Origin of the sequence: Solitalea canadensis DSM 3403, from assembly GCF_000242635.2 — a bacterium.
GTDB lineage: Bacteria > Bacteroidota > Bacteroidia > Sphingobacteriales > Sphingobacteriaceae > Solitalea > Solitalea canadensis.
This window is the reverse complement of sequence record NC_017770.1, coordinates 4,262,665-4,281,454: the sequence shown is the minus strand read 5'-3', so window position 1 is coordinate 4,281,454 and position 18,790 is coordinate 4,262,665. Positions and strand designations below refer to the sequence as shown.

The 18,790-nt window shown below is 37.9% G+C and carries 16 protein-coding genes; 8 read left to right on the top strand and 8 right to left on the bottom strand.

The window, feature by feature from the left end; all coding sequences use genetic code 11:
• Window positions 1-110 precede the first annotated feature (110 nt).
• Window positions 111-3,011, bottom strand: coding sequence for a ligand-binding sensor domain-containing protein (locus SOLCA_RS17960; RefSeq protein WP_014681893.1), 2,901 nt, complete (start codon window positions 3,009-3,011; stop codon window positions 111-113).
• A gap of 418 nt (window positions 3,012-3,429) precedes the next feature.
• Here SOLCA_RS17960 and SOLCA_RS17955 point away from each other — a divergent pair, with 418 nt between their 5' ends.
• The gene (locus tag SOLCA_RS17955; protein ID WP_014681892.1) at window positions 3,430-3,624 is read left to right on the top strand and encodes a hypothetical protein; all 195 of its coding nucleotides are present in this window, start codon (window positions 3,430-3,432) and stop codon (window positions 3,622-3,624) included.
• 67 nt (window positions 3,625-3,691) lie between these two features.
• On the opposite strand, the gene SOLCA_RS17950 is transcribed toward SOLCA_RS17955, so the two are convergent.
• Window positions 3,692-4,447: a DUF72 domain-containing protein gene (locus SOLCA_RS17950; protein WP_014681891.1), complete on the bottom strand. Its 756-nt coding sequence runs from the start codon at window positions 4,445-4,447 to the stop codon at window positions 3,692-3,694.
• A gap of 127 nt (window positions 4,448-4,574) precedes the next feature.
• On the opposite strand from SOLCA_RS17950, the gene SOLCA_RS17945 reads away from it, so the two are divergent.
• Complete coding sequence (locus SOLCA_RS17945; RefSeq protein WP_014681890.1) at window positions 4,575-5,243, top strand: flavin reductase family protein; 669 nt, start codon at window positions 4,575-4,577, stop codon at window positions 5,241-5,243.
• A gap of 180 nt (window positions 5,244-5,423) precedes the next feature.
• On the opposite strand, the gene SOLCA_RS17940 is transcribed toward SOLCA_RS17945, so the two are convergent.
• The 6 genes from SOLCA_RS17940 to SOLCA_RS17915 form a co-directional block, all read right to left on the bottom strand.
• Entirely contained in the window at window positions 5,424-6,422 is a 999-nt protein-coding gene (locus SOLCA_RS17940; protein WP_014681889.1) for a winged helix DNA-binding domain-containing protein, read from the bottom strand.
• A 142-nt stretch (window positions 6,423-6,564) separates the two neighbouring features.
• Window positions 6,565-7,107 carry a DinB family protein gene (locus SOLCA_RS17935; RefSeq protein ID WP_014681888.1) on the bottom strand — a complete coding sequence of 181 codons (543 nt, stop codon included), beginning with the start codon at window positions 7,105-7,107 and terminating at the stop codon, window positions 6,565-6,567.
• Between the two features lie 52 nt (window positions 7,108-7,159).
• Window positions 7,160-8,122 carry a helix-turn-helix transcriptional regulator gene (locus tag SOLCA_RS17930; protein ID WP_014681887.1) on the bottom strand — a complete coding sequence of 321 codons (963 nt, stop codon included), beginning with the start codon at window positions 8,120-8,122 and terminating at the stop codon, window positions 7,160-7,162.
• A gap of 73 nt (window positions 8,123-8,195) precedes the next feature.
• The gene (locus tag SOLCA_RS17925; RefSeq protein WP_014681886.1) at window positions 8,196-9,053 is read right to left on the bottom strand and encodes a pirin family protein; all 858 of its coding nucleotides are present in this window, start codon (window positions 9,051-9,053) and stop codon (window positions 8,196-8,198) included.
• Between the two features lie 468 nt (window positions 9,054-9,521).
• Window positions 9,522-10,391, bottom strand: coding sequence for a pirin family protein (locus tag SOLCA_RS17920; RefSeq protein WP_042480126.1), 870 nt, complete (start codon window positions 10,389-10,391; stop codon window positions 9,522-9,524).
• A gap of 95 nt (window positions 10,392-10,486) precedes the next feature.
• Complete coding sequence (locus SOLCA_RS17915) at window positions 10,487-11,071, bottom strand: Crp/Fnr family transcriptional regulator (protein WP_014681884.1); 585 nt, start codon at window positions 11,069-11,071, stop codon at window positions 10,487-10,489.
• Window positions 11,072-11,533: 462 nt separating this feature from the next.
• Here SOLCA_RS17915 and SOLCA_RS17910 point away from each other — a divergent pair, with 462 nt between their 5' ends.
• The 6 genes from SOLCA_RS17910 to SOLCA_RS17885 all read left to right on the top strand — a co-directional run bounded on the left by SOLCA_RS17910 (window position 11,534) and on the right by SOLCA_RS17885 (window position 18,696).
• On the top strand, window positions 11,534-12,184 hold the full coding sequence (locus SOLCA_RS17910) for a hypothetical protein (RefSeq protein ID WP_042480123.1): 651 nt from the start codon (window positions 11,534-11,536) through the stop codon (window positions 12,182-12,184).
• 87 nt (window positions 12,185-12,271) lie between these two features.
• A complete protein-coding gene (locus SOLCA_RS17905; protein WP_014681882.1) occupies window positions 12,272-15,199 on the top strand; it encodes a DEAD/DEAH box helicase in 2,928 nt (975 codons plus the stop codon).
• A 98-nt stretch (window positions 15,200-15,297) separates the two neighbouring features.
• Window positions 15,298-16,221 carry a hypothetical protein gene (locus tag SOLCA_RS17900; RefSeq protein WP_014681881.1) on the top strand — a complete coding sequence of 308 codons (924 nt, stop codon included), beginning with the start codon at window positions 15,298-15,300 and terminating at the stop codon, window positions 16,219-16,221.
• 34 nt (window positions 16,222-16,255) lie between these two features.
• Window positions 16,256-16,609 carry an MmcQ/YjbR family DNA-binding protein gene (locus tag SOLCA_RS17895; protein WP_014681880.1) on the top strand — a complete coding sequence of 118 codons (354 nt, stop codon included), beginning with the start codon at window positions 16,256-16,258 and terminating at the stop codon, window positions 16,607-16,609.
• 53 nt (window positions 16,610-16,662) lie between these two features.
• Entirely contained in the window at window positions 16,663-16,896 is a 234-nt protein-coding gene (locus SOLCA_RS17890; protein ID WP_042481622.1) for a 4a-hydroxytetrahydrobiopterin dehydratase, read from the top strand.
• 63 nt (window positions 16,897-16,959) lie between these two features.
• Window positions 16,960-18,696: a M14 family metallopeptidase gene (locus SOLCA_RS17885; RefSeq protein ID WP_014681878.1), complete on the top strand. Its 1,737-nt coding sequence runs from the start codon at window positions 16,960-16,962 to the stop codon at window positions 18,694-18,696.
• The last annotated feature ends 94 nt before the right edge of the window (window positions 18,697-18,790 follow it).

The window sequence follows — 18,790 nt, the reverse complement described above, 5'->3', positions numbered from 1 at the left end:
AGAAGAAAAAGATCTTATTGTCAGCTACTTATAAGAGAAAAAAGCCTATGGTTTTTTATCAACACATAGACTTTTTTCTTCTCATGAGAGGCAATGTTGTATACAATATATTATAGTTCCATTAAAAATTCAGCTAAATTTTTATCATGTTCGAGGTTAAGTTTCTTTCTTAATCGATAACGGCGAATTTCAACACCTCGTAAAGTAATGTTCAGGATTGAAGCTAACTCCTTGCTACTCATGTTCATCCGGAGATAAGCACAGAGTTTAAGGTCATTAGGAGAAAGATCAGTATGTTTTGCCTTAAGTTTTTTGAAGAAGTTCTCATGCGCCTCATTAAAACTGTTTTCAAACAAGTTCCAATCACGCTCATCATTCATTCCTTCATTAATAACGGTTTGAATTTTCCTTAATTGTTCAGCAGGAAGTTTTTTGCCGTCCTTATCTTTTAATTGAATAATTTCTTCGCTTATTTTTTGCAACAACTCATTCTTATACACAATGTTCATAGTTGAGTTGGCAAGTTCACGGTTTTTACCTGCCAGGTCAGCTTCTAATTGCTCCGTTTTTAGCTGGATAATACGTTGCTCATTAGCCTTCATCTCCTGTTGCAAAAACTCTTCTTTTTCAAGTTCAAGTTTGTGCTTCATTTTCTCCTGTTGCTTCAGTAATCTTAAATGAGACAGGTGTCTGATGTATAAAACGATTAAAACTGACATTACTAAATACATGAGGTAAGCCCAAATAGTCGAATACCATGGTGGAAGTACCACAAATTCGTATACAGAGGCTGTTGTACTTGCTCCTTCATTTACGCGTGCTTTCACCAGGAATCTATACTCCCCTGGTTTAAGGTTCGTAAACTCCTTCCTGTTTTGGGATGTCCATCCCGACCACTGCCTTGAATATCCTTCCAGAAAGAACTGATACTGAACATTCGCCTGGTGATAGTAAGGAAGTGAATACGTAATGGAAATATTGTTTTGCTCATAAGGAATTTCTAATACCTCCACCGCAGAGTTACTTTCTGCAACGGTAAGAACAGTGTCGGTGATGTTTTCAACTCTCCGGATTAATACCGGTGGTAACGCGATTTTTTCGGGGGGGGGAACATCTGAATTATAAATAGCAAAACCATCATCAACACTAATCAGGTAAATGGAATTGTTGATCTTGTTAATATTCTCATAATAATTAACCATTCGCCCTTCCAATATATTAAAGCGACTAGAGTCGATGTTGAATTTTCCAGGTTGAGAAATATCCGCAAGCGCTACCCGACCATGGTCAATAAACCAGTACTTTTTATCGCTAGCTTTTATAATGTTATTTGCCGAATAGAATGAACCCAGTCGGTTGTTCAATTGATCATATCGGATAAACTTATCACTTAATTCATCATAATTATAGATACCTAAATCCGATGAAAATACAATCCGATTGTTGAAATTGAAAATATTGATCTGATAATCCTTGGGAAGTCCGTTATGAGAATCATAATACTTAGAAGTTGTTACTTTGGAAAGATCATCACTTAATGTTAGTCTGTATATGCCTTTATATGGATGTCCAACCCAGATTTGGCCTTTGTCATCCTGTTCAACATAACGTGATGGTTCATTAAATCCTTGTACTTTGTTAGAAAACACCCATTTCCCAGCATTGTCCTTTTTGTAAATGATCAAGCCAGTATAAGTGCCCTGTATCAGGAAATTTGGATTGGTTTTTAGTTTTTTAATGGTCCATCCTCCGCCGTCATCCGATATTTTTATCAGTTGAGTACCATCAACCCTATACGTTTTGTCGTTATGCCCGCACAATAGCTGACCATCAATTACCGAAAGATCCCACACTTGTCCTTGTGAGCCATTGATCAGTTTAAAATCAAATGACTGGAAAGGGTTTTCATTATTCATCGACCAGCTACTGCTAAAAAGTCCCTGATTGGTGCCCAGATAAATTTTGTTGTCGTGAATGAGACTAGAATATACAGTTCCGAAAATACCATTCTTGTCAAAATAGAAATAGAGTGGAGAGTTGATTTCAACACGGTCAATACCGTTATCGAGGCCCATCCACAGATTTTGTTCATTATCGGCATAGAGACTTAATACAGTGTTATTTTGTAAGCCGCTTGCCTTATTTATGCGCTGAACAATTTTACCTTCATCGTTCAGAATAACAATACCATTTAATATAGTACCATAAATAAAGTACTTATTAAACATTGCCACGCCATTGTTTAACTGGTATGTTTTCAGGAAATCATTTGCCTGATTGATCCAAGGTGTAAATTGCTCACCATCGTAAATGAATAAACCATTTTTGCCTGTTCCAATCAGATAGCTATTATTTTTATATGGAAGAATGGACAGAATCCCAGTATGACCAAGGACCTCAGAGCCTTTAATAAATTCAAGCTTATTATTTTTAAGTTCGAATAATCCTTCTTTTAAGATTTCAACAAAAAAGCGACTCCCAACTTTATACATAAATAAGAAATGGTTGGTCGCCTTAACGGTCGTTATTTTATTGTTTTCATAGATATAAATACACCCAAACGACTGGAAATAAATACGGTTGCCATCAACGTAAATTTTCCAGATTTCATCTTTGTCCATTAGCCCTTTCGGAACCAGATGAATTAATGAAGTATAGGAGAAGACGCCTTTAAGATTGTTTGACCAGTATCCAAATTGTCCGAACCCACCAACGTATATTTTACCTTTGTTATCTGAGGCAACCGCCCTTACAATAAGGTTGTTGGGCATGCTATAAAGCTGCCAGTACTTTCCGTCGAAAGCCAGGAGTCCCTCGGAGTTTCCGTAATACATAACTCCGTTTTTGTCTTTAGTAACAGACCAATTTTGGTTGCCGGATTTATAAATCTCTTTGGTATAATTCTGAACGTAGGGGATACCGATATTCTTAATGTCGGTTGCGTAGAGAAAAGAGGATAACGAAAAACTTAACGAAAAAAGAATTACTAAAAACCTACAAGTAAACTTCATAATAAAAAGCGCAGCTAACCGACAATTAATTTATAAAGGAAAACAAACGAAGAAAAATCTCATACAATAAAGCAAAACTTGTCGGTGTTGCATCCCAAAAATAAAAATAAACCAAATATCTGCTAGTCTTTTGGACAAAATGTTTAATGATTTGTATTTATAAGTAGTTGAGATATCGGTTATTGCAAATGGAAATTGTGGATAATTACTTTGTAGAAACGCTTCTGAGTTTAAGCAGAACATGATTTAAGATAGTAGCAACAGTTGTTCTATTTTTGAAAATTTAGTCCGATCAGACCAACGTACATGGAATAGACCGTTGTCAAAAATCGTTTAAACCTGTTTAAGGGACTTTTATTTCTTTTAGCAAAGAGAAATTTTGGTTGAAAGTTCAATACTATTGTGTGATAAATTAAAAATGGCTAAAGAACCTTTTGCTGCGAAACTAACCTCCATTTGGATAGGTGGATTCTTTTTCTGGTTTTTGAAAGGATTTAATGGAAAACTAAACAATCAATTTAGTGAAAAGTACGAAAGCAGGAACATTTGGACTGGGTATACGCTAAGTTTGATCGTTGCTTGTACTGTTCTATATATTCTTTATAAAAGATGATTTTCAATTTAAGAGTATTGCAGTCACTTACTAAAGCCGATTGATATTCCTCGACAATGCTTTTAGTTTAACTTCCAACCAACAAGCCCAGCTGTTTCTCCAATGTTATTGCATTCTTAATAGCATAACCAAAGTAATCATTATTAAAAAATGCCCATATAACATGCTTTTCTTCAACCCACTTTTTAAAAAGTGAGCTAAATTTGGAAAGCATTTCATCCGAATAAGAAGATGCATATAACTTACCCGGGCCGTGAAACCGGATATAGATGTTATCAGCGGTGATATTTTCAGCATATGGAAAGCCCCGGCCTGATTGAGAAATTACAAAAGCCATATTGTACTTTCTCAATAATTCAAAACTTTCATCAGTCATCCAGGAGTTGTGGCGTACTTCCATGGCGAAAGAATAGTCAGCATAACTTTTTGCTAAGAGATAATAAAAATCTTCTGCAATCCGATGGTCAAATTGTAAGGTCGGGGGAAGTTGAATCAGTACGGGCCCCATTTGTTTACGCATGGGCTCAACTACATCAAAAAATTTTTCAAGTGCTTCCTCTGGTTCTTTTAATCTCTTATAATGTGTCAGGTATCTGCTCATTTTGAGGCAGAATAAAAAATCAGAAGGAACCTTTTGAACCCAGCCTTCTACCGTTTGTTTTTTAGGCAAATGATAGAAACTTGTGTTTATCTCGGTTACGGAAAAAGTTTGAGCGTAATAGGTGAGCCACTCAGTAGCTTTAAGTTCTTTGGGGTAAAACAATTCTTTCCAGTCTTTGTAACTCCAACCTGATGTCCCGATATGAATATTTGCATTTTTCATGATGCTGTAAACCCTTATATAACTGCCACTAATATTAAGCCAATTCAGGTCAGTTTATAATTCAGCAAGAATCAGGTTTTAGTTGCTTGCATGTCAAATTAAATTTGCCAGCATAAGATTAATTATCATGCACACTGTAGCACATCCCTCAATTCTTTACTTTGGAACACCAGTGGTGATTGTTAGCACCATGAATGAAAATAATACGGCGAATCTGGCCCCTATATCCTCTGTATTTTGGTTAGGTTGGCGATGTATGATTGGTTTGGCTGCTTCATCGAAAACCACCGCGAATCTTATACGAACTAAGCAATGCGTGCTTAATATGCCTTCTGTTAATCAAGTTGCAGCTGTAAATAGATTAGCCCGAACAACCGGAAGCTTTCCGGTTCCTCAGGGAAAAATTCAGAAAGGATACAGGCATGAACCCGATAAATTTGCCATTGCTGGCCTAACTGGACAGGACTCTCATTTTGTAAAACCTCCGCGTGTAAAAGAATGTCCGATTCAGCTGGAAGCAGTTGTAGAAGGTATTCATGAATTTGCACAAAACGACCCGGAAATGAAAGGCAAGATCATAACGTTTGAATTAGTGATCAAGCAAGTTTATTTGGATGAATCTATTCAAAAAGCAAACCCGGATAAAGTTGATCCGGATAAATGGCGTCCTTTAATAATGAGCTTTCAGGAGTTTTATGGGTTGGGAGAGAGAGTACATGAGTCAGATTTGGCTAAAATTGATGAACAGTTATATCAAACGCCTGATAGAGAAATGGCAAGGCAATCACTTGTATAAACCCCTAACCCCTACAGGGGGATTTATATCGTTTGTACATTATCTGGAATTGCGTTGTTGTTTTCTGTAAGTCTTAATTTCTATGAGAGTTCTATTCAATGCTTCGTTCTCCTTTAGGGGTTAGGGTTATTTTTCTCTAATTTATTTACGGCATGTCCCTTTTCGAACATGCCGTAAATATTATTCAATAACTTCAGTTTTCATTCCTAAAAAACGACCATAATCTTTAGCGGCTTTAGCGATCAGGTCTTTTTGACTATTTTTCAGTTCAATAAAAGCCTTTAAATCAATCAAAACGGAGTTCTTCTTTATTTCTTTTTTCCAGAGACCTACAATGCGATTGCCAACTACAATGGTTGGAAAGAAGATTCCGTTTACAGAAGCAACAGTAGAATGATGGTGCGATTCAAGTGAAATATTGCGGTTTTTGTAAGCCAGGTAGAATTCATCAAAAGCAGGGAGCAGAAATGCTTTGACTGAGGTCTTTTTAAGTTCCGGAAGCTCGGGTTGCATGAAATATTCCTGCCCTTCAACTGTTTCAATCAATAGTTGTGATCTTACAGCCTCTAATCCTTTTTTTGTATCGTTAACACCCAAACCCGACCACCACATAAAATCCTGCAGTGTTGCGGGACCGTGACCAGTAAAATACCTTAAGGCTAGTTTAGCGAGAGCTTCTTCTCTCGGAATTGTTCCATTTTTTGCGATCCAGTCATCATACAATGTATAAGTAAACTGCTTTCCTTCAGTTGGACCATGACAGATTAGTTTATTGTACGAGGCCCAAAGCATTAAATGAATTCCTTTTTGGTCCTTCGTTGCAACACCGTTTAGTTCCAATTCTTCAAAAAGATTTTTTCTGCTAATCACTTTATCTCCACTAAGCATTGTAACAATAACTTTCTCCGCTTTTGCTAACACATCCGGAGTAAGTCCTAATTCTCTGTGGCGGCTTTTGAATTTGGAAATAATCCCCGGTGCAACTAAATCCAGCATCCAGTTTACGTCATCCGCAGCAATAAAATGAAGTGTTCCGCGAAACATCCAGGTGCGCACAAATTTCTTAGCAGCAATTTCACTCTCAATTTGAGTTTGGGTAATGTTCTTAAGGCGTAAACCAAGTGCCCATTTAGCGGCTGGATAGTCCTGTGCCTGGATGCCCCCAAACCATTTAACCACTTCATGCGCTTGGTTAAATTGATGAGAAGAGATTTGTCATGCGATGCTGAAAAGAAACTAAAATACATAAGATCATACTAAAATAACGAAACTCCTTTGGTCCAAAACGGACAAAGGAGTTCGATAAACTAAAGAGAGAGTACTATTTGCCCTTAACCCTCAAAAGGTAAAACATGTAATCCGTCATTGGCGCATCGTGTAATCCAACATGGTGGCCAATCGTGGTTAATTGCCCACGATGGTAGGTGCTATGGTATATGATGTGTTGTATAATTTGGTAGCGTGGAACGTAATGATCGCCAACGTAAGGGATGGAAAAGAAACACTCTTCAGCCAGCTCTTCATCCGAAAGTGAGCCTATGTATTCCATCAGCAGTTTTGACTGATTAACAATATTGAAAATGATATCTGCTAATGTTCCGTCAAAACCTTCGAAACGGAATGCTTTAACAGGCTGTTGTTTTAAATGGCCAAACCAACTGCGTTCAACATCCCAGATATGAAGCAAAGTGTTTTTAATTCCTGCAAAGCTGGATGCTACTTCGATCTCAAGCAGATTAGAAGGTTTACTCACCAGCCAGTCAATAAGACGGTCGTTGGCCCAGTGATTATAAATAACTAAATCATTGGTTTGTTCTGATAGTTTAATTTCACTTTCAGTGGTAAGAAAATCTGTTAGTATCATAGCTTTAGTGTTTGTTTATTCAAAGGAACAAACACCATGTGACAGCCCTATGTCAGTAGGAAAACTGAGTGTTGATTTTTTTTGAAATTCTTTCGATAAAGTCCTTCAGGTAGTCATGAAGTCGCTCTGGAGAGATGATTTCTGCGCGATCAGCGAAAGTGGTAAACCACCGGGTAAAAATCTCCAACTGTGAAGTAAGGAAGGTCATCTCAATATGATCATCAAACTCAATCTCACTAACAAAACCATAATAATATTTTACATCAGTAAGGTATCGTGCAGTTGATTTGTCGATGTTAATTACCACTTTTTCCAAGTTTTCTTCCCTTGCCAATTGTTCGAAATAGGCTTTTAAAGTGGGGTGCGCACCAGAAAATGATTCATCGGTAACATTGATCTTTAACATACGATCCGTCCTGAAATCGCGGTAATCATTGCGTAAACGGCAAAAAGCAATAGTATGCCAATATCCGCTCGAATAAAAAATACCAACAGGCTCAATTTTACGGACCGTTCTGTCAACTGAAGCGAAGGCTTTGTATTCCAATTGAATTACCTTTTTCTCGGAGATGCTTTTTAGCAGGGTTTGTAAAGTATTGCCAAGAGATGAAGCATGAAAAGGAGTATATTTTCGTAAAACTTCGATATGATCTTCCATGCTTTCTAGCAGGTCTTTTTCAGTAGATTTTAATACCGATCGAACCTTGTACATAGCCGACTTAAACATCGCATCTGTAGAGCTATCGGTAAACTTCTCGATCAGTTTTTCGGCAGTTAGAAAAGCAGTAGCCTCTTCCTTGGTAAACATAACAGGAGGAAGACGATATCCATCCACAATACTGTAGCCAACACCAGCTTCGCCGATAATCGGCACTCCGGCCTCCTCAAGCGTTTTTACATCGCGGTAAACGGTACGCAAGCTTATGCCAAAGCGATCAGCAATGTCTTGTGCTTTAACTACTTTACGGGATTGAAGTTGGATTAATATGGCCGAGATGCGATCAATTCGATTCATGGGTTTAAATTAATAAAACCCCATGAAGTTTTGGAGTTTTATTAAAAAGATCTATCAATACAGATTGCTGTGATCAATAACTCAAACTACCAAAAACGCCGTTTTTATAGTCTGTAATAGCTTGTTCTACTTCTTCTGCAGTGTTCATCACAAAATTGTCTTTTGCGGCAACAGGTTCATCAATTGGCTCAGCCGATAAGTACAGCAAAACAGTATCTTCCTCAGCTGTAATAAATATTTCGTCATTGTCTTTCTCAAAAACAATGAGATTATGCTGTTCTACTTTCTGAAGATCGTTAATGGTAACTGAGCCTTTGGCGATATAGAGTAAAGTCCAATATCCCGGAGTTGCATGAAAGCGAAACAGCTTGTTTGAAGCAACGGATCCGAAAATAGAGATAACAGGTGTAAAGCTTTTTATAGGACCTGTTAAACCATCGTAAGTACCACTTGCCAATCGCAGGTTTAACCCTTCTTGCTGAAATACAAGCGGTAGCTGATCTTTGGTGGCAGATTGGTAACTGGGATCATCCCATTTATGCGCTTTTGGAACATTTACCCATAACTGTAGGAACTCCTGTGTGCCGCCATTTTTTAAAATGTTGTCTGAAGGACCTTCACTATGTAGTAATCCCTTTCCAGCAAACATCCATTGTACATCTCCTGCTTTGACAGTTTCGTCATGACCAGCATTGTCTTTATGATAACCTTCACCCTGAAGCATAAACGTTACCGGAGCAAAACCCCGATGGGGATGAGGATGAATACGTTGGACCGAACCCGCCGGAATTTCTGCCGGACGCATATGATGGAGTACGATAAATGGATTCGCAAAGCGGAAATCTTTATGTGGCAAGGGTTGCAATACCGTTTCTTCTTCTGTTATGTGCTTTTCACGTCCGAGAAGAATATGTTCAATGGATTTCTTCATAAAATGAGATTGTTTGGAAGATAAATAATAAACCAAGAAATGTGCCTGATTATCTAATGGTTATCGGAGTTTTTGTAGAAAAAGGCAAGTTTCCTTTGTCCATAGGTTATACCCCTAGCCCCTAAAGGGGAATCCTATCGCTTGAAAAATTACTCCTTTGCATTAATCAGGGCTAATAATTGACAATTAACCCTGACATATGTTCAATTCCGCCTTGTACAGTTCGGCAGAATTGAATCAAATTCTAGCAGAAACTGCGGGAGAACTGTATGCAGTCTCGGCTTAGCCGAGAGCGTTTTTTGCTTACTTTTTTTCGCTGCAGAAAAACATGCGAAGCATTCTTGAATACCTTTGAAATGAAACACTGCATGAAAAAAGTAAGTCTCGCGGAAAGCGACGACAGAAAATAAAGTTCAGTCTAAAGCTAAACGTGATACTTTTGATATAACTGTCAATAGCTAAATTTTATTAATCTAACGTACCAAACTTACCAGCTTGAAAGTCTAAAATAGCTTCTCTGATTTCAGCTTCGGTATTCATTACAAATGGTCCGTAGCTTACAATCGGTTCGTTAATAGGCTCGCCGCTTAATAACAACACTATACTTTCTCCTTCCGACTTGATGTGAATTTCTTCACCTTCATTCTTAAATAGAACAAAATTATGCTCGTTAACAGCTTCACCATTTACAGTAATCTTGCCATTTATTACTAACAAAGCAGTGTTGAAGTCTGCCGGTGTTGATGTAGTCACTTCACCACCGTTATTCAGCTTAATGTTTGACAGGTTTACCGGTGTATAAGTTGAAGCCGGTCCTTTGGTTTCGTTAAAAGATCCTGCAATTACCTCAATACTACCTGCATTATTTGGCAGATCGATCTTGCTCATTTGTTCTGCAGTTATTGCTTGGTAATGCGGAGCAACCCCTTTATCCTTTTTGGGCAGGTTTACCCAAAGCTGAACCATTTCAAACGGACCACCTTTTTTAGAGAATTCCTTCTCATGGTATTCTTTATGCAGAATTCCTGCTCCGGCTGTCATCCATTGTACATCTCCGGGATTGATTACACCACTGTTGCCACTACTATCGTGATGCGCCACGCTTCCTTTATAAGCTACGGTTACTGTCTCAAAACCTTTGTGCGGATGTACGTCAACACCCTTAACTTTCTCAGACGGTCCGAAATCAAATTCAGGGTTAAAATCGAGCATCAAAAAAGGACTAATCCTTCTTTGCTCAATGTTTGCTCCCGGTATATAGTTGTATACTCTGAAACCGTCACCAACCATTCCATGTCGTGACGGACGTTGAATAATTCTTTCGATTGCCTTTTTCATACTGTTCTCCTTTTTGTTGTAATACAAATTTACTTTGAATTGATGTTGTAACAAATAATCTAGATTAAGAGAAATAATTAATACAGATTAAGAATTTACTTAGAAAGTTGCTTTGAGTTAAGCATCTTACTCAAAAATTCAGGAGTAACCCCAATGTATGCAGCAATGTATTTCTGCGGTAAGCACTGAATTAACGATGGATAACGCAAACAAAAATTGGTATAACGGTCTTTAGCGGAAAGGGTAAGATTATCCAGTAATCTGCGCTGATGAGTTACTAATGCATTTTCGGCCAGGATTCGAAAGTAACGTTCAAAAGAAGGGATCTGCTTATATACTTTTTCTAAATCATCTCTTGAAATCAGTATAAGGTCACTCTCAAAAAGGGCATCTATATATAGTGTAGCCGGTGACTTATTAATAACGCTATTTATGTCGCCGATCCACCAGTTGGTAGGAGCAAATTGTAAGATATGTTCAAATCCGTTTCCATCAATTGAATAACTTCGAAGACATCCGGATGTCACAAATGTTTGGTGAGTTTCAATATCTCCTGCCTGTAACAAAAATTGTTTACGTTTTAATTTCTTAATACGCAATAGGGAAGTAAAATAGGCTTTCTCCTCATCCTGAAGATCGATGTGCTGAGAAATATTGTGTAAAAGCAGTTCGAATGACATTTCCTCAAATTTGCGAAAAAAAATGATGAACCGACAGATAGAAATGCATTCATAAAAATAAAGTTGTCCCGGCTTAGCCGAAACAACTTTGGCATTAATCAGTCACTAAACTAAGGTTCAGAGAGGAATCTAAACCTTGACAATATTAGATTCGGATAATGAAGATTATATGAAGTTTTGGGCTTTTTGTTTTGTGAATATAAGGGGCCTCTAATTTTATAGTGTAAAGACTTCACTTTATGTAACATGAGCTTGTCATCCTGACGCAGGAAGGATCTGTTAGTTCTAACGCTTAAAAGAAACAGGTGCTTCGTTCCTCAGCATGACACATATGATCCCCTTCAATCTTAATTTTCACATTCTGAAACATCGAATAATTTTCATAAATTATAGGTTAAATAGCTAATATTCATATCCATGAAAAAATGCACCTTCCTCTTGCTCTTTTTTTTGATTTTCACAATGAATACTAAAGCTCAGATTGAATATAACCGATTTGGCATAGAAGCATTTGGAGGGATTACCACCTCGTATATGGATGCAACGAATGATAACCTAAGTACGGTTTTTGGTGGAGCTTTGCATTATAATCCATCTCCCTTTAGCTTTGTTGCGCTTGATATCCAGGTAGGCACATTGCAGGCCGGAAAAGATGCTGATTTGCGCAAATTCAAAAACAACTACTCTTCTTATTCGGTAACCTATAATTTGGGGCTAGGAGATTTTCTTCGAAATAATGCAACAACGTGGCGCAGGGTTATTAATGATATTTACATAGGGGCCGGGGTTACGTTAATTAAGAATGATGTTGCAGAAATTAAGCCGTTTGATTATACCACTTCTGATGGCACATTTACAGAAGGTGAAAATTTTGACGGAACGGAGTATTCATTTCCGGTGCAAGCCGGGATAAATTTTAAGTATCGTACCAAAAAAGGAAAGGTTCCCTTCGCAATCAATCTTCATTATCAGTTCAATTTTAGCTTTAGTGATATATTGGACGGTTATGAAGGTTCTCCCGGAAATAAAAAGACAGACTGGTACAGTGCCCTTTGGCTGGGGGTTAACTATTATTTTGGTCCGACAAAAATTTATTACAGAGCGCCCAAATAAATTACTTGCAAGAAACAAAGCTGGTTAGAGTATGTAGGGTATCATGGACTTTGCGTTAGAAAAAACTCTGTGTAGTTTTGTTATACAATGACAAATACCGGCCAAACCCAACAACTTATTTATACATTAGTTCGTCACCCTCAATTTGGATTTCTTGTAGAACCTTACCTAATCCAACTGGATGAGGAAGGAAATCGCAGTTATACCTATCGTGGAATTACATCGAAAAACTTAACTGATTTTTTCTCAACTGCTGATACGAATGATAAAGAATTAGTGGTGCTCTCAGAGCAAATGAATCCGCAGGAAATTGTCAAAAAGTTTAAAGATAAAGACGTAAAGAACCTTCAGCAGTTCATCACTAAGTATTACGAAACGGGCAAAACGAATAAGACGTTAGATCCTGTAAGAATACATATTCGTCAGCATTTAGATCGTTTGCGGCTTAAGTTTCTGGAGTTGGCATTAAACAAGATCATTTGCTTTTTTACAAAAGAAGGGCCTCCGTTGTGGTCACAATTAGCCTTTGCAAAAAATAAAGCAATGGTTGGTTATTCCTTTAAAAGAAATGAAGCCGAACTTTCATATTCGCTGAAAGTAAGTGCAGATAAACAGGAATTGGATTTGAGTTTACCGCAAACCTTCTTGTTCAGTACCGAGCCAACTGTTTTAATCCATCAAAATTTGGTTTATTATTTTGAGGGAGCTGTTGATGGAAAAAAGCTTCAGCCATTTCTTACTAAATCATCAATTGTGGTTCCTGCTGAAAAGGAAAAGGAATATTTTGAACAATTTGTGCTTAAGGTACTTGCATCAGGAGATATTGAAGCGGACGGATTTGATGTAAACTATGCAACAGATAAACCGATGCCGGTTTTGCAGTTACAAGAAGAAGCAACTGCTCAACAAGACCTATTTGCTGTAGTAAAAGCAGAGTCGGAATCTAAAATGGTTTTTGAGCTTCATTTTTTATACGATAAGTTTCAGTTTAGAGCTGGATTGGGAGGAAACACTGTGAAGCTTGATTACAATACAACCCGTCCTGTTTTTTATAAAGTAAACCGGAACAGCAGCTTTGAGCAAAAAGTTGTTGAATGGCTTGCCGAACGAGGTCTTATGCTTGGTGCACAGAAGCTTGCATGGACAAAAGATAAAGCCTTTGGTTGGATCGATCGTTTCCACGCTGAATTTGCTGAACATGGTATTGAACTAAAACAACCTCATGGAACTAAAGCCGGGATTAAGAAGTATTTTCTTGGCGAATCAACCATTGAGCTTTCAGTAAATGAGGAGCGCGATTGGTTTGAAGTTAAAGCCCGTGTTCGTTTTGGAGAATATGAAATCGCTTTTCGTAAGATTTACGACTTGATTACCAGTGGTAAAACGGAGTTTTCGCTTCCTACTGGAGAAATAGCTGTTATACCTGAGAAATGGATTGAGCATTATTCAGGGTTAATGAATTTTATGCAGGAAACCGATAACCAGGAAATGATCTTGCAAAAACATCATTATGCTTTAGTAAAGGAGCTGGAACAAGGCCAGCTGGTTAATGTTGAGCTGACGGATCGTTTAGAGAAACTGCGGGATGTTGCTAAGATTGAAGATTATACAATGCCTCATGGTTTTGCCGGAGAGCTTCGCTCTTATCAGAAGGCGGGTTATAACTGGATGCGTTTCTTAAATGAGTATGGTTTGGGTGGATGCCTGGCAGATGACATGGGGCTTGGGAAAACAGTGCAGACATTGTCGTTGTTGCAAAGTGTGAAAGAAAATGCAGATCAGCATGTTTCATTACTGGTACTGCCTAAATCGTTAATTTATAACTGGCATTTGGAAGCCTATAAGTTTACTCCTGGTTTAAAGATTTTATTGCATGCCGGAACTGAAAGAAGTAAACAAAACAAGCATTTTGCAGCTTATGATCTGGTTATTACTTCTTATCCAATCTTATCAAGAGATATCGATCTGTTTAAGTCGTTTTACTTTAATTATATTGTATTAGATGAAGCGCAGGCAATAAAGAATCCCTCATCTGCCATTACTAAGGCCGTAATGGAACTACAGTGCAAACACAGATTGGCTTTGAGCGGAACACCGGTAGAAAATTCAATAATGGACTTATGGTCGCAAATGAATTTTATCAATCCGGGTTTATTGGGTACCCAAACTTACTTTAAACAAGAGTTCCTGCAGCCGATCGAAAAGAAAGGAGACGAACAAAAAGCTAAAAGATTACAGGCAATGATAAGTCCGTTTATTCTTCGCAGAATGAAGTCGCAAGTGGCTAATGAGTTGCCAGATAAGGTAATAAATGTTCATTATGTCGAAATGAGCGATGAACAACAAAATGCCTATGAAAAGATCAAAGCCGATTGCCGGAAAATGATTTTTGAGAGTATGGATGAGTTCGGTGTGGATAAAAGTCGATTTATGCTATTAAAAGGCTTAATGAAACTTCGTCAAATGGCTAACCATCCTATTTTGGCTGATAGTGGTTATGAAGGTGATTCAGGTAAATTTGAAGAGGTAAAGGAAATGCTTTCAACGGTAACAGGAGAAGGAAACAAGGTGTTGGTATTTAGTTCGTTTACTCAGCATCTGCAGTTGATGAAGCAATACCTGGAAGAACAAAAGATTGCCTATTCATATCTTGACGGACAGACACAAGATCGACAGTACCAGGTTGATCGTTTTCAGAATGATGACACAGTAAAAGTATTCCTTATTTCGTTGAAGGCCGGAGGAACAGGACTGAATCTTACAAAAGCAGGCTACGTTTTCCTGATCGATCCTTGGTGGAATCCGGCGGCTGAAGCTCAGGCTATTGACCGGGCACATCGCATCGGGCAGAAAAATCAGGTGATGGTTTATAAATTTATTACCAAAAATACCGTTGAAGAGAAAATCCTCGACCTGCAGCAAAGTAAAAGCCATTTAGCTGAATCGTTAATAGTGGCTGAGGATAATTTTATAAAGCAACTGGATAAAACGGCAGTGCATCAATTATTGTCATAAAAGGAGGACCTCATCCCCGGCCCTTCTCCTTTAGGAGAAGGGAGCTCTCTTCGGTTTTCTTTAGGAGAAGGGTCGGGGATGGGGTAAAAAATACATTTATGCGATCTTTAATAGTAAGAATAACAGCAATTACTTTTTTAGGCCTGTCTTCTTGTAAAAGCCAGAAAACAAGTCCAACTCCAGTTACTTCTTGGTCCGGACTAAAGGAGAATAACCGGTTTGTATTTGATGCTAAGATTGCAGTTAACAATAATGCACTAAAAGAAATCTCAGGTATTGCTTCCGGCAGAACCAATAAAGAGCTTTTATATGTTCATGAAGATAGTTTCTGCCCGAATAAAGTTTATCTGCTCAATACAAAGGGCGAATATCAGGGCAGCTTAAAGCTTAAAGGTCGAAAAAACTGGGATTGGGAAGATATTGCTGTTGGAGGAGGTCCTGAAGAAAGTAAACATTACATCTATGTAGGAGATATAGGCGATAACTTTAAATTAATGAACGCAGCCATTGTATATCGCTTTGAAGAACCTAATCTTACCAATGCTTCCTTACCTATAAAAAGTAAGGTTTATCGGCCAGACAAGCTTCGTTTTCAATACCCCGATGGAAGGCATAATGCGGAAACTTTACTTCTTGATCCGCTAACAAAAGATCTGTATATCGTTACTAAGGGGAAAACGGCTACTATTTATAGAGCAAAATTTCCGCAAAATTCAATCAAATCAACAAAGTTAGAGTATATAGGCTCTTTGCCAATAAGTCAGGCCACAGGAGGAAGCATTTCTTCTGATGGTAAAGAAATAATCATCAAAGATTATTACCGCATTTATTATTGGAAGCGATTGGAAGGGCAATCGATAAACGAGGCATTAACAGCAACTCCCGAATTATTACCCTATCAAAGGGAAATGCAGGGAGAAGCGGTGGGCTTTAATAACGATAATAGCGGTTATTATACAATAAGTGAAATAGAAAGCCGTAAAGGATTGGTTCCAACATTGTATTTTTATAAACGGAAATAGCACACTTTGCGCAAGTCTTAAAATCTTATACCCTATGAATATTGAACTATTACGAGAGTTATGTGTCAGCAAAAAAGGAGTTACTGAAGAATTCCCTTTTGATAATGATGCGTTGGTATTTAAAGTAATGGGCAAAATGTTTTGTCTTATCAGCATTAGTAATCCTACTGTTTGCAGCTTGAAGTGTGAGCCGGAGAAAGCCATAGAGCTTAGGGAAAAATTTGCAGAGGTTGAGGGCGCTTATCATATGAACAAAAAACATTGGAACGCTGTTCGGTTTGACGGTAGCCTGAGTGATAATGATATTGCCAGTTGGCTTAATGACTCCTATGATCTGGTGGTGGCAGGATTGCCTAAGAAAATTCGCGAAGAAATGAATGCATTATAGCAATGTTGCTACATGAAATTGCTAAATTTAGGCTACACCAATTCATAACGCTTATGTGGGCTGAAGTTGATAGTAAACTAACCCGAACTTTTCAGTTTTCAAACTTTGTGGAAGCCTGGGGCTTCATGACTAAAGTTGCTTTATTAGCGGAAAAAATGAATCATCATCCTGAGTGGTCCAACGTATACAATAAAGTTGAAATCCACCTTACTACTCATGATTCCGGAAATACGGTGACAAATAAAGATCGTGAGCTTGCTTTGGCTATAGACAGGTTGCTGATGTAAGAAAAAAAGAGGGGCAATATTCAAAAGTTTCTATTTTAGGGCTTTATTCGATCCATAGGTTTTATGAAGAAAGTCCTTCCATTTTTAGCTGTTTGCGCCCTCTCATTAAATAGTTACGCACAACAAACTCCTTTCGAAAAAAGTGGAGGAACTGAAACTGCAACCTACCAGGAACTCATCGGGTTTTGCAAGCAGATCGTTCAAAAATACCCTGAAGCTAAATTTCTTGAGTATGGCACCACAGATATCGGTAAACCATTAAATCTGCTTGTTCTCTCAAAATCAAAGGATTTTGATCCGGTATCGTTACGTGCCAAAGGGAAAGCTGTTGTTTTAATTAACAATGGAATACATCCCGGAGAGCCCGAAGGAATCGATGCTAGCATGATGCTTATCCGTGATCTCTTAGAGAAAAAGAAACTCCCTGAGAATGTGGTACTGTGTTTTGTTCCAGTCTATAATATTGACGGAATGTTGAACCGTAGTCCATATTCAAGGGTGAATCAAAATGGACCTAAAGAGTACGGTTTCAGAGGCAACTACCGGAATCTCGATCTTAACCGCGACTACATCAAAACTGATTCACGTAACTCACAATCGTTCCAACAGCTGTTCCAGGAGTGGAAACCCGAAGTTTTTGTGGATAATCATACTAGCAATGGTGCCGATTATCAATACATAATGACCTATATCGCAACTCAGAAAGACAAATTAAATCCTGCCGTTTCTGCTTATATGAATACACAACTCATTCCGGTTTTACTGGATAAGATGAAAGAACGTAAGTTTGAAATGATTCCTTATGTAAATGTTTGGGGCGATACTCCTGATAAAGGATACGAAGGTTTCAATGATTCACCTCGTTATAGCACCGGTTATAGTACATTATTCAATAGCATAGGTTTTGTGGTTGAAACTCATATGTGGAAACCTTTTGATCAACGTGTATGGGCAAACTATGGTTTTATGGATGAGCTGATGAATATAGTGGAGAAGGATGCCAAGCAGATAGTTGAGACGAAGAGGAAGGCAGATGAATCGATAAAAACGCAGAAAACATTTCCACTTAATTGGGAGCTGGATACAGCTAAAAAAGCGACACTTACTTTCAAAGGATTTGAAGGTGTTCACAAATCAAGTGAAGTAAGCGGACTTGATCGTTTGTTTTACGACCACAATCAACCGTACGAAAAAACAATCGATTACTGTAATGATTTTAAGCCGACTCAGTCGATTGAGAAACCATGGGCCTATGTAATACCGCAATCATGGCATAAGGTTATTGAGTTATTAAAATTGAATGGCGTTCAGCTGAAGCAACTAGGTAAAGACATGACTCTAAATGGCGAGATGTATCGAATTACCGATTATAAAACAGCTCAGCGTCCATACGAAGGCCATTATAATCACTCAGCTGTTCAATTGAGAAAAGATACGATGAGCGTTAAGTTCTATAAGGGCGATTATGTTGTTCAAGTCGATCAACCGGTAAACAGATACATTGTTGAAACATTGGAGCCACAAGCTATCGATTCCTATTTTAACTGGAATTTTTTTGATAGTGTCTTAGGTCAAAAAGAAGGTTTTTCTGATTACTTATTTGAAGACATGGCTGCTGAAATGCTAAAGAAAGACCCGAGTTTAAAAGCAAGGCTAGATGCAAAACGCCAGACCGATCCAAAGTTTGCGCAAAGCGCCTACGCTCAGCTTGATTTTATCTATAAGCAATCTCCATATTACGAACCAACGCATAACCGTTACCCCATTATGAGATTGTTGCAACCTGTTTATTTGAAGTAATTTTGCTTAAATAAAAAATGTAAGTAATTGTTTGTCAGATTTTTTGTAATTTAATGTACTGCTATTTAAAACAAAAAATCTGACTAACTATGAA

What these genes read in the sequence shown, in the direction of transcription:
- SOLCA_RS17960 (WP_014681893.1), bottom strand. Translation starts at nt 3,011, where the DNA reads ATGAAGTTTACTTGTAGGTTTTTAGTAATTCTTTTTTCGTTAAGTTTT.
- SOLCA_RS17955 (WP_014681892.1), top strand. Translation starts at nt 3,430, where the DNA reads ATGGCTAAAGAACCTTTTGCTGCGAAACTAACCTCCATTTGGATAGGT.
- SOLCA_RS17950 (WP_014681891.1), bottom strand. Translation starts at nt 4,447, where the DNA reads ATGAAAAATGCAAATATTCATATCGGGACATCAGGTTGGAGTTACAAA.
- SOLCA_RS17945 (WP_014681890.1), top strand. Translation starts at nt 4,575, where the DNA reads ATGCACACTGTAGCACATCCCTCAATTCTTTACTTTGGAACACCAGTG.
- SOLCA_RS17935 (WP_014681888.1), bottom strand. Translation starts at nt 7,107, where the DNA reads ATGATACTAACAGATTTTCTTACCACTGAAAGTGAAATTAAACTATCA.
- SOLCA_RS17930 (WP_014681887.1), bottom strand. Translation starts at nt 8,122, where the DNA reads ATGAATCGAATTGATCGCATCTCGGCCATATTAATCCAACTTCAATCC.
- SOLCA_RS17925 (WP_014681886.1), bottom strand. Translation starts at nt 9,053, where the DNA reads ATGAAGAAATCCATTGAACATATTCTTCTCGGACGTGAAAAGCACATA.
- SOLCA_RS17920 (WP_042480126.1), bottom strand. Translation starts at nt 10,391, where the DNA reads ATGAAAAAGGCAATCGAAAGAATTATTCAACGTCCGTCACGACATGGA.
- SOLCA_RS17915 (WP_014681884.1), bottom strand. Translation starts at nt 11,071, where the DNA reads ATGTCATTCGAACTGCTTTTACACAATATTTCTCAGCACATCGATCTT.
- SOLCA_RS17910 (WP_042480123.1), top strand. Translation starts at nt 11,534, where the DNA reads ATGAATACTAAAGCTCAGATTGAATATAACCGATTTGGCATAGAAGCA.
- SOLCA_RS17905 (WP_014681882.1), top strand. Translation starts at nt 12,272, where the DNA reads ATGACAAATACCGGCCAAACCCAACAACTTATTTATACATTAGTTCGT.
- SOLCA_RS17900 (WP_014681881.1), top strand. Translation starts at nt 15,298, where the DNA reads ATGCGATCTTTAATAGTAAGAATAACAGCAATTACTTTTTTAGGCCTG.
- SOLCA_RS17895 (WP_014681880.1), top strand. Translation starts at nt 16,256, where the DNA reads ATGAATATTGAACTATTACGAGAGTTATGTGTCAGCAAAAAAGGAGTT.
- SOLCA_RS17890 (WP_042481622.1), top strand. Translation starts at nt 16,663, where the DNA reads ATGTGGGCTGAAGTTGATAGTAAACTAACCCGAACTTTTCAGTTTTCA.
- SOLCA_RS17885 (WP_014681878.1), top strand. Translation starts at nt 16,960, where the DNA reads ATGAAGAAAGTCCTTCCATTTTTAGCTGTTTGCGCCCTCTCATTAAAT.